The 7,749-nt window shown below is 36.3% G+C and carries 7 protein-coding genes; all 7 read left to right on the top strand.

Going from position 1 to position 7,749, the window contains the following annotated elements:
• Positions 1-250: 250 nt before the first annotated feature.
• The 7 genes from ACNQGX_RS17220 (at position 251) to ACNQGX_RS17190 (ending at position 7,613) form a co-directional block, all read left to right on the top strand.
• On the top strand, positions 251-1,105 hold the full coding sequence (locus ACNQGX_RS17220) for an LAPAL motif-containing putative phage structural protein (protein ID WP_417978333.1): 855 nt from the start codon (positions 251-253) through the stop codon (positions 1,103-1,105).
• A gap of 652 nt (positions 1,106-1,757) precedes the next feature.
• Positions 1,758-4,178 (top strand): phosphoenolpyruvate synthase, encoded by a 2,421-nt coding sequence (ppsA, locus tag ACNQGX_RS17215; protein WP_417978331.1) that lies wholly within the window; start codon positions 1,758-1,760, stop codon positions 4,176-4,178.
• A gap of 12 nt (positions 4,179-4,190) precedes the next feature.
• Entirely contained in the window at positions 4,191-4,649 is a 459-nt protein-coding gene (locus tag ACNQGX_RS17210) for an SDR family NAD(P)-dependent oxidoreductase (protein ID WP_417978329.1), read from the top strand.
• 47 nt (positions 4,650-4,696) lie between these two features.
• The gene (locus tag ACNQGX_RS17205) at positions 4,697-5,158 is read left to right on the top strand and encodes an OsmC family protein (protein ID WP_417978328.1); all 462 of its coding nucleotides are present in this window, start codon (positions 4,697-4,699) and stop codon (positions 5,156-5,158) included.
• A gap of 151 nt (positions 5,159-5,309) precedes the next feature.
• Entirely contained in the window at positions 5,310-6,269 is a 960-nt protein-coding gene (gene pdhA, locus ACNQGX_RS17200; RefSeq protein WP_417978327.1) for a pyruvate dehydrogenase (acetyl-transferring) E1 component subunit alpha, read from the top strand.
• Positions 6,270-6,335: 66 nt separating this feature from the next.
• Entirely contained in the window at positions 6,336-6,602 is a 267-nt protein-coding gene (locus ACNQGX_RS17195; protein ID WP_417978325.1) for a zinc ribbon domain-containing protein, read from the top strand.
• Between the two features lie 12 nt (positions 6,603-6,614).
• Complete coding sequence (locus ACNQGX_RS17190; protein ID WP_417978323.1) at positions 6,615-7,613, top strand: alpha-ketoacid dehydrogenase subunit beta; 999 nt, start codon at positions 6,615-6,617, stop codon at positions 7,611-7,613.
• Positions 7,614-7,749: the final 136 nt, after the last annotated feature.

Here is a 7,749-nt window from a genome sequence, read left to right as displayed (position 1 = left end):
GTGCTAATCGGCTCAATATAATTCAACAACTTGCCGATAAGGGACTTGCACCCTCTAGATAAAATTCCTACTTTTGAGGAATTGGAAGTGCATGCAAGGCACACACAGCTACTACAACGGATTTGGGCAATTGGCTTAATGGAAGTTAGTTTTGTATTTGTGATGATTTGGCAAATCCGAAAATAGAGCTTAATTTAGTCCCAAACCCGCTGTAGTACCAGAACGTTAGGCGATATGATAAAAGAAATCAATGAAAAATAACCAATTAACAATAAGATTTGGAGGAGATGGACATATTAAAGTTGATACTCTAACTGAATTTTTAGAAATTTATAAAGACTTAATTTATCTTATAAACCAACAATTAGGTTATGATAATGATGATTTAATAGTTGAAGTTTCACCACCAGAAAACGGAAGTTTTAAAATAAAGCTTTCACCAAAATACGAAAAAATTCTACTTCGCTCATTTGAAGCAATTGTAGTTTCAACTTTATCGGGACTTTTATTATATTATTTGACTAATCCAAATGATAATAATACTTTGGAAGAAATTAAAATACTTCTAGAAAAACAAAATATTAAACAACCTGATGTTATTAAAAATGTTTACAATATATATCAAAATACTGGTGCAGAACAAAAAATAAAACAAACTTTTGTAATAGTAAATAATGATGAAAATGTTACAAATCTAAAAATTGATAAAGATGACGTTGAAATTATAAATGTTTCTAAAAGTGATTTTTCGAAACTAATAAATAGAAACGAAGAAATCAATATCATTGAAGAACCGAAAACGGACGTACTAAAAGACGAAGCGCAATTAGTTGTAAAGACGATTCACTTTGAAGGAAATGCTAAATGGGTTTTTGTATTTCGTGGCTATCCTATCAAAGCATTGATTAAAGACCCTGAATTTATTAAAAAACTTAATAATGAAGCTTTTAGAAAAGGAGACACATTAAAAGTTTTATTAGCCAGAAATAGAACTTATGATGAAGATTTACAAACATATATTGTTGACCAAAACAGCTATGTTATAGAGAAAGTTATAGACCATATTTCAAAAGTAGATAATCAAAATAAACTCGATTTGAAATAAATCACATCGCCTAACAGCTACTATAACGGATTTGGGCAATTGGCATAATGGGAAGTTGGTTTTGTATTTGGAGAAATTGGCGAAAACTCCAAAAAATAGTGAATTTTAAACCGCTACATCGCCTAGTAGCAAGACGTTAACCCGCAAGGAGAAAAGATTGCTATTGTATCCCTTTAAATTCTCAAATACTATTTCCGGGAATATCTTGAAATCACCTCTTTTAAACAAATCTATAGTAGCCCATCTATTTTTAGTATTCGTCAGATAAATAGCTCGTTTTCGGGTAATCTTAAAAACTGTTGAATTTTGATTAAAAAAAGAACCGTTTTTTGCTCCGTTTCAATTTGCATTACCCCAAACGAAATAAAAACACAAACAACTGTTTATTAAATACTTAAAATAATATAATATCAAAAAAAAAGTATTTTTTTGTACCAATAAAATAATTATTTGTTTAAATTTACAGTATTGGTTTAAACAGGCAGGAACACCTACTACCTCTTCTTTTAAACTTGATATGTAAATTTCAAACCTACTTCAGAATTACAAAATTTACTATCCTATTAACTAAAAAATCTGCCCCAGTAATTTTCTATTGTTTCTTATCTGGCATGCCAAATAATGGTCTGTTTCTATTAAAAAAACATACGAAATGGGGAAGTACAAATACATTTTGTTTTTTGACCAAATTGGTATTGATGCCATTGGTAAAGTCGGTGGCAAAAACGCCTCTCTGGGTGAAATGTACAATCAGCTTAATCCAATAGGGATCAGTATTCCTAATGGGTTTGCAGTTACTGCTGAAGGATACCGTCTTTTCAGGAAAATGAATAATCTGGAAAAACCTTTGAAGGATTTATTATTTTCATTAGATACGGAACACTATTCCAATCTTTCTTCTATTGGAGAAAAAGCCAGAAACCTTATTTTAGCTGCTGCCATTCCGGACGAAATTCGGGATGAAATTTACGCTGCCTACCAATCGCTTAGTGAACAATGTAACAGCAATAACCTTGATGTGGCCGTGCGGAGCAGTGCTACATCAGAAGATTTACCAACAGCAAGTTTTGCAGGTCAAATGCAATCCTTTCTGAATATCAACGGTCCCGTGCAACTATTGGATGCTGTTCATCGCTGTTTTGTATCCTTGTTTACAGATCGTGCCATCAAATACCGCCATGATATGGGTTTTGCTGCATTAGACATTGCCATTTCCGTTGGCGTTCAGCAAATGGTACGAAGTGATAAAGCTTCGTCCGGCGTAGCGTTTACCATTGATCCTGACAGCGGTTTCGAAAACACCATTATCATCAATGGATGTTGGGGATTAGGAGAAAATATTGTTCAGGGAACGGTTACGCCTGATGAATGGATGGTTTTTAAACCAACTTTAGAAAATCGGGATTTGAATCCCATTCTAAAAAAACAATGTGGAAGAAAAGAATTCACGATGATTTATGCTGAAAAATCACAAACTTCATCCGCAGAAAATACCATTATGAACACCGATACTTCTTTCGAAAAACAAAACCAGTTTTCGCTAATGAATAAAGAAGTCATCCAACTGTCCCAATGGTGTTCTAAAATTGAAAAACATTATAAAAAACCAATGGATATCGAATGGGCAAAAGACGGTTTGAATAACCAACTCTACATCGTTCAGGCTCGTCCGGAAACCGTTCATGGAAAAGCAAACAAGCAGGTTCGGGAAATCTACAAGCTCAAAGAAAAAAGTACTCTTTTGACGCAAGGAATTGCGCTTGGCGATAAAATTGCTTCCGGAAAAGCGCGAATCCTAAATAATCCTCAAGAAGGGGATTTATTGCAAAAGGGAGAAATTATAGTAACTGATTTGACTAATCCGGATTGGGATCCTATCATGAAAAGAGCCTCGGCAATTATTACCAACAAAGGCGGACGCACCAGCCATGCGGCGATTGTTGCCCGAGAACTGGGAACTGTTGCCGTTGTGGGCTGCGGAGATGCCACTTCCGTGATAAAAAATGGTCAGGAAATCACTGTTTCCTGTGCCGAAGGTACAACAGGAAATGTGTATGATGGATTATTAAAATGGGATATAAAAGAACAGGATTTCAGCAAACTTGAAATGCCAAAAACAGCTCCCATGCTTATTCTTGCGGATCCGGAAAGAGCTTTTGAATTAAGTCATTATCCCAATCAGGGCGTGGGTTTGATGCGAATGGAATTTGCCATTTCGAATACCATCAAAATTCATCCGTTGGCGTTGTGTGAACCTGAAAAAATAACCGATGAGAAGATTGTTGCCGAAATAGCCGCATTAACGAAAGGCTATGAAGATCCTAAAAATTATTTTATTGACAAACTGGCCGAAGCTGTAGCAATTGTTGCCGCCGCTTTTTATCCAAAAGAGGTTATTGTTCGAATGAGTGATTTTAAAAGTAACGAATATGCCAACCTCATCGGAGGAAAATATTACGAGCCTGATGAGGAAAACCCAATGATTGGTTTTCGTGGTGCTTCGCGTTATTACAGTGATTTTTATCGAAAAGGTTTCGCTTTAGAATGCGAAGCCATGAAAAAAGTACGAAACGAAATGGGACTGCAGAATGTAAAACTGATGATTCCTTTTTGCAGAACAATTGATGAAGGTGAAAATGTGCTTACCGAAATGTCCAAAAATGGATTAGTTCAAGGCATCAACGGATTACAAGTATATGTTATGATTGAGATTCCAAGTAATGTATTAATGGCCGATGAATTTGCCAAACTCTTTGACGGATTTTCTATTGGTTCCAATGATTTAACACAACTCACATTAGGTTTGGATCGCGATTCCGCACTGGTAAGTTATTTGTTTAGCGAAGAAAATCCTGCCGTCAAATCTTTAATTAAAGAAACGATTCGGGTTGCCAAACGTTTTGAAATAAAAGTGGGATTGTGCGGACAAGCTCCTAGCGATCTCCCACAATTTGCGAAATTTTTAGTGAATGAAGGCATTGACAGCATCTCGTTTAATCCCGATGCTTTAATAAAAGGAATTGAAAATATTTTGGAAGCGGAAAAGAAAACAAAAAGAAAAATTCTCATGTAAAGCGATTTAATTATGGAAGCAACATTCAAAAATAAAGTAGCCATCGTGACGGGTGGTTCCTCTGGTATTGGCAAATCAATCGCCTTGGCTTTCGCCCAAAAAGAAGCTAAAGTCGTCGTCGTGGATTGGATAGAAAACAGCGAAACAATGAACCTCATCAAGGATTTAGGTGCCGAAGCCATTTTTATCAAATGCGATGTATCAAAAACCGAAGATGTAAAAGCGATGGTTGAAAAAACTATTGAAACTTTTGGCCGTTTGGATTATGCTTTTAACAATGCCGGTGTTGAGGGAAAATCTGCTTCTGCACAAGATTGTACCGAAGAAAACTGGGACAAAACCATTGGTGTAAACCTAAAAGGAATTTGGCTTTGCATGAAATATGAAATCCCCGAAATACTGAAACAAAGTAAAGGGACTATCGTAAACTGTGCTTCTGTAACTGGACATGCAATGGCGGTTGATTTCTGATTTATCGTACAATAATTTTTGAATTTAAATTTCACTTAAAAACGTATATGATGTATACTTACGAAGTAAATCTAAAATGGTCAGACAAAAGGAAAGGGATGTTAAGTTCCCCCGTTCTGCCTCAAAATATTGAAGTAGCGACACCTCCTGAGTTCCCGAAAGGGATGGAGAAAATTTGGTCGCCTGAACATCTCTTTGTTGCAGCGATAAACAGTTGTTTGTTAACTACTTTTCTATCGATTGCCGAAAATTCAAGACTGCAGTTTATAAGCTTTGAGAGTAAATCGACCTGTAATGTTGATAAAATCAATGGGAAACATACCATAACCGAAATCATTCTTCAACCAAAACTCGTCATTCATTATTCCCAAAAACCGGAGCGGGCTAAACATATTTTGGAGATGAGTGAAAAAGCCTGTTTGATTTCAAATGTCATAAAAATAACCATTCGTTTAGAGCCCGAAATAATTATTGAATATAATCTTGTGCCACTGGGAAATTCTTTCTAAGGTATTATTCAGAAAATAGCTCCAAAACCAAAAGCGGAAAATTTTTCGATGATTACTATAAGTCCTAAAACAGAATTGCCGGATGGAGATCATTCAACATTAGAACAAAACTAAAAAAAACGAGTCAAAAATTGATTCAAAAAAGATAATTATGGATGCGAAAAAAGGGCTTTTACTTTTGTATCAAATGCTGCTCATTCGTCGATTTGAAGAGAAAGCTGCCGAGTTATACACTAAAGCCAAAATCAGGGGATTCCATCATTTATATATTGGTGAAGAAGCAGCAGCCGTGGGTGTAATGCAGGCTTTAACGGATGATGATACTGTGTTAAGTACCTATCGGGAACATGGTCATGCTTTGGCACGCGGTATTGATCCTGATCAAATCATGGCAGAAATGTATGGCAAACTGGAAGGCTCCAGCCGAGGCCGAGGTGGCTCAATACACCTTTTTGATAGCTCAAAAAAATTTTACGGAAGTAATGCTGTAGTGAGTGGCAATCTATCAATAGCCGTTGGAATGGCATTAGCATCCAAAAGACAAAAGAAAAACAATATCACCTGTTGCTTTTTTAGTGAAGATGATATTGCCAAATGTGAATTTTACGAAGCAATGAATCTGGCAGTACTTTGGAAAGTTCCCGTTTTGTTTGTTTGTGAAAACAATCTGTATGCGATGGGCAATGCAGTCTGGTATTCGCATACTGCAACAGAGCTTGAAAAAAAAGGGATTGCTTATGGAATTGTATCTTCTACCGTAGATGGAATGAATTTGATAAAAGTAATGCATGCTGCCAATACGGCTGTCGAAAAAGTAAGAAGCAGTGGAAAACCCTATTTATTGATTTGCAACACGTATCGTTTTAGGGCTTACTCCATGTTTGATGCCGAATTATACCGTGCTAAAAAGGAAGTGGAAGAATGGAAAAGACGAGATCCTATTCCGCAATTCGAGCAGTTTCTTTTGCAACAGCAATGGATTACAGAAAATGAAATTACTGATTTTGAAAGCAAAATAAACACAAAAATCCAGAAAGCATTAGATTTTGCAGAAGAAGGCGCTCGGGAACCATTAGAGCAATTGACCAAATTTGTTTACACCGAAATTTAAATTATAACCATTAAAATCAAAAACACCATGAAAAACTTTACACTAAACTCTTTAAAACAAAACAGTATGGAAGACATACTATTCTGTCAAAGTTGCGGTATGCCGCTTAATGCGGACAAACTAAAAGGGACAGAAAATAACGGTATTAAAAGCAATGACTATTGCAAGTATTGTTATGTGAACAGTGATTTTAAAAATCCGGAAATGAATCTGGATGACATGAAAAATGTTGTAAAAATGTATATGGAAAAAAGAAAACTTCCCAGTTATATGATTCAAAAAGCCGTAAATGTTTTGCCTGCATTAAAACGTTGGAAAAGCAAACAACAATAATTGATTGACCCCATGAAAAACAGCATGGCTACACTATCCATCACCTATCGAGAGGCTTTGAATCAGAGTCTTCGCGAAGCATTGCAAAATGATGAACGCGTTTTTTTGATGGGCGAAGATGTGGGCCGCTATGGTGGTGCTTTTGCGGTAAGCAAAGGATTATTACAGGAATTTGGAAAAGACCGCATTATGGATGTATCCCTTTTCGAAGCGGGTTTTGTGGGAGCTGGAATTGGAGCAGCAATGGCTGGTATGAAACCAATTATTGAAATAATGACAGTTAATTTCAGTTTATTGGCTATGGACCAAATTGTGAACAATGCGGCTACCTTACAGCACATGTCGGGCGGACAATTGAATGTTCCTATCATTATACGAATGGGAAGCGGTATTGGACGTCAGTTGGGAGCACAACATTCGCATAGTTGGGAACCCTTTTATGCGCACATTCCAGGATTAATTGTTTTGTCAGTGGGAACGCATGAGGATGCGAGAAGTATGCTACATGCTGCCTTACAAAGTCCTGATCCTGTACTAGTGTTTGAATATACGATGCTGCTTAATATGGAAAAAGAAATAGCGACTGATTTGCCAATTGCTTCTATCTCTAAAGCCAAAGTGTTACGAGAAGGAAAGGACATTTCGATTATCACCTACGGAACAGGAGTGTATAAAAGTTTAGAGGCTGCTGCCGAATTAGCTACCGTTGGAATTGATGCTGAAGTCATTGATTTACGGGTTTTACGACCATTGGACGAGTTCACTTTCTTGGCTTCAATAGCCAAAACGCATCGGGTATTAATAGTCGAAGATGCTTGGCGTTCCGTGAGTATTTCTTCGGAAGTAAGCGCACGGATTATGGAAAACGGATTTTATGATTTGGATGCTCCCGTACAACGATTGTGCGGTATTGAAGTCCCTATTCCCTACCCTGCCCATTTGGAAGAAGCTGCCATTCCTCAAAAAAATGATATTATAAATGCAGTAAAAAAAATGATCTATCGGAATTGATTTTTTTGAGTAGAATTACTGATTTGAAAGAAACTAAAGCATCCATTTAATCCTTAATCACACTGATTAAAAAGAGTTTAGTTCCATTAAATTAAAAATAAGAATTGAAATTCCAGAAACAGGTTTACGAAAAAAT

The organism is Flavobacterium glycogeni, assembly GCF_048286775.1.
GTDB lineage: Bacteria > Bacteroidota > Bacteroidia > Flavobacteriales > Flavobacteriaceae > Flavobacterium.
Note: the sequence above shows the minus strand (reverse complement) of the source record. Positions and strands in the feature narration are given on the sequence as shown.

What these genes read in the sequence shown, in the direction of transcription:
- ACNQGX_RS17220 (WP_417978333.1), top strand. Translation starts at nt 251, where the DNA reads ATGAAAAATAACCAATTAACAATAAGATTTGGAGGAGATGGACATATT.
- ppsA (WP_417978331.1), top strand. Translation starts at nt 1,758, where the DNA reads ATGGGGAAGTACAAATACATTTTGTTTTTTGACCAAATTGGTATTGAT.
- ACNQGX_RS17210 (WP_417978329.1), top strand. Translation starts at nt 4,191, where the DNA reads ATGGAAGCAACATTCAAAAATAAAGTAGCCATCGTGACGGGTGGTTCC.
- ACNQGX_RS17205 (WP_417978328.1), top strand. Translation starts at nt 4,697, where the DNA reads ATGATGTATACTTACGAAGTAAATCTAAAATGGTCAGACAAAAGGAAA.
- pdhA (WP_417978327.1), top strand. Translation starts at nt 5,310, where the DNA reads ATGGATGCGAAAAAAGGGCTTTTACTTTTGTATCAAATGCTGCTCATT.
- ACNQGX_RS17195 (WP_417978325.1), top strand. Translation starts at nt 6,336, where the DNA reads ATGGAAGACATACTATTCTGTCAAAGTTGCGGTATGCCGCTTAATGCG.
- ACNQGX_RS17190 (WP_417978323.1), top strand. Translation starts at nt 6,615, where the DNA reads ATGAAAAACAGCATGGCTACACTATCCATCACCTATCGAGAGGCTTTG.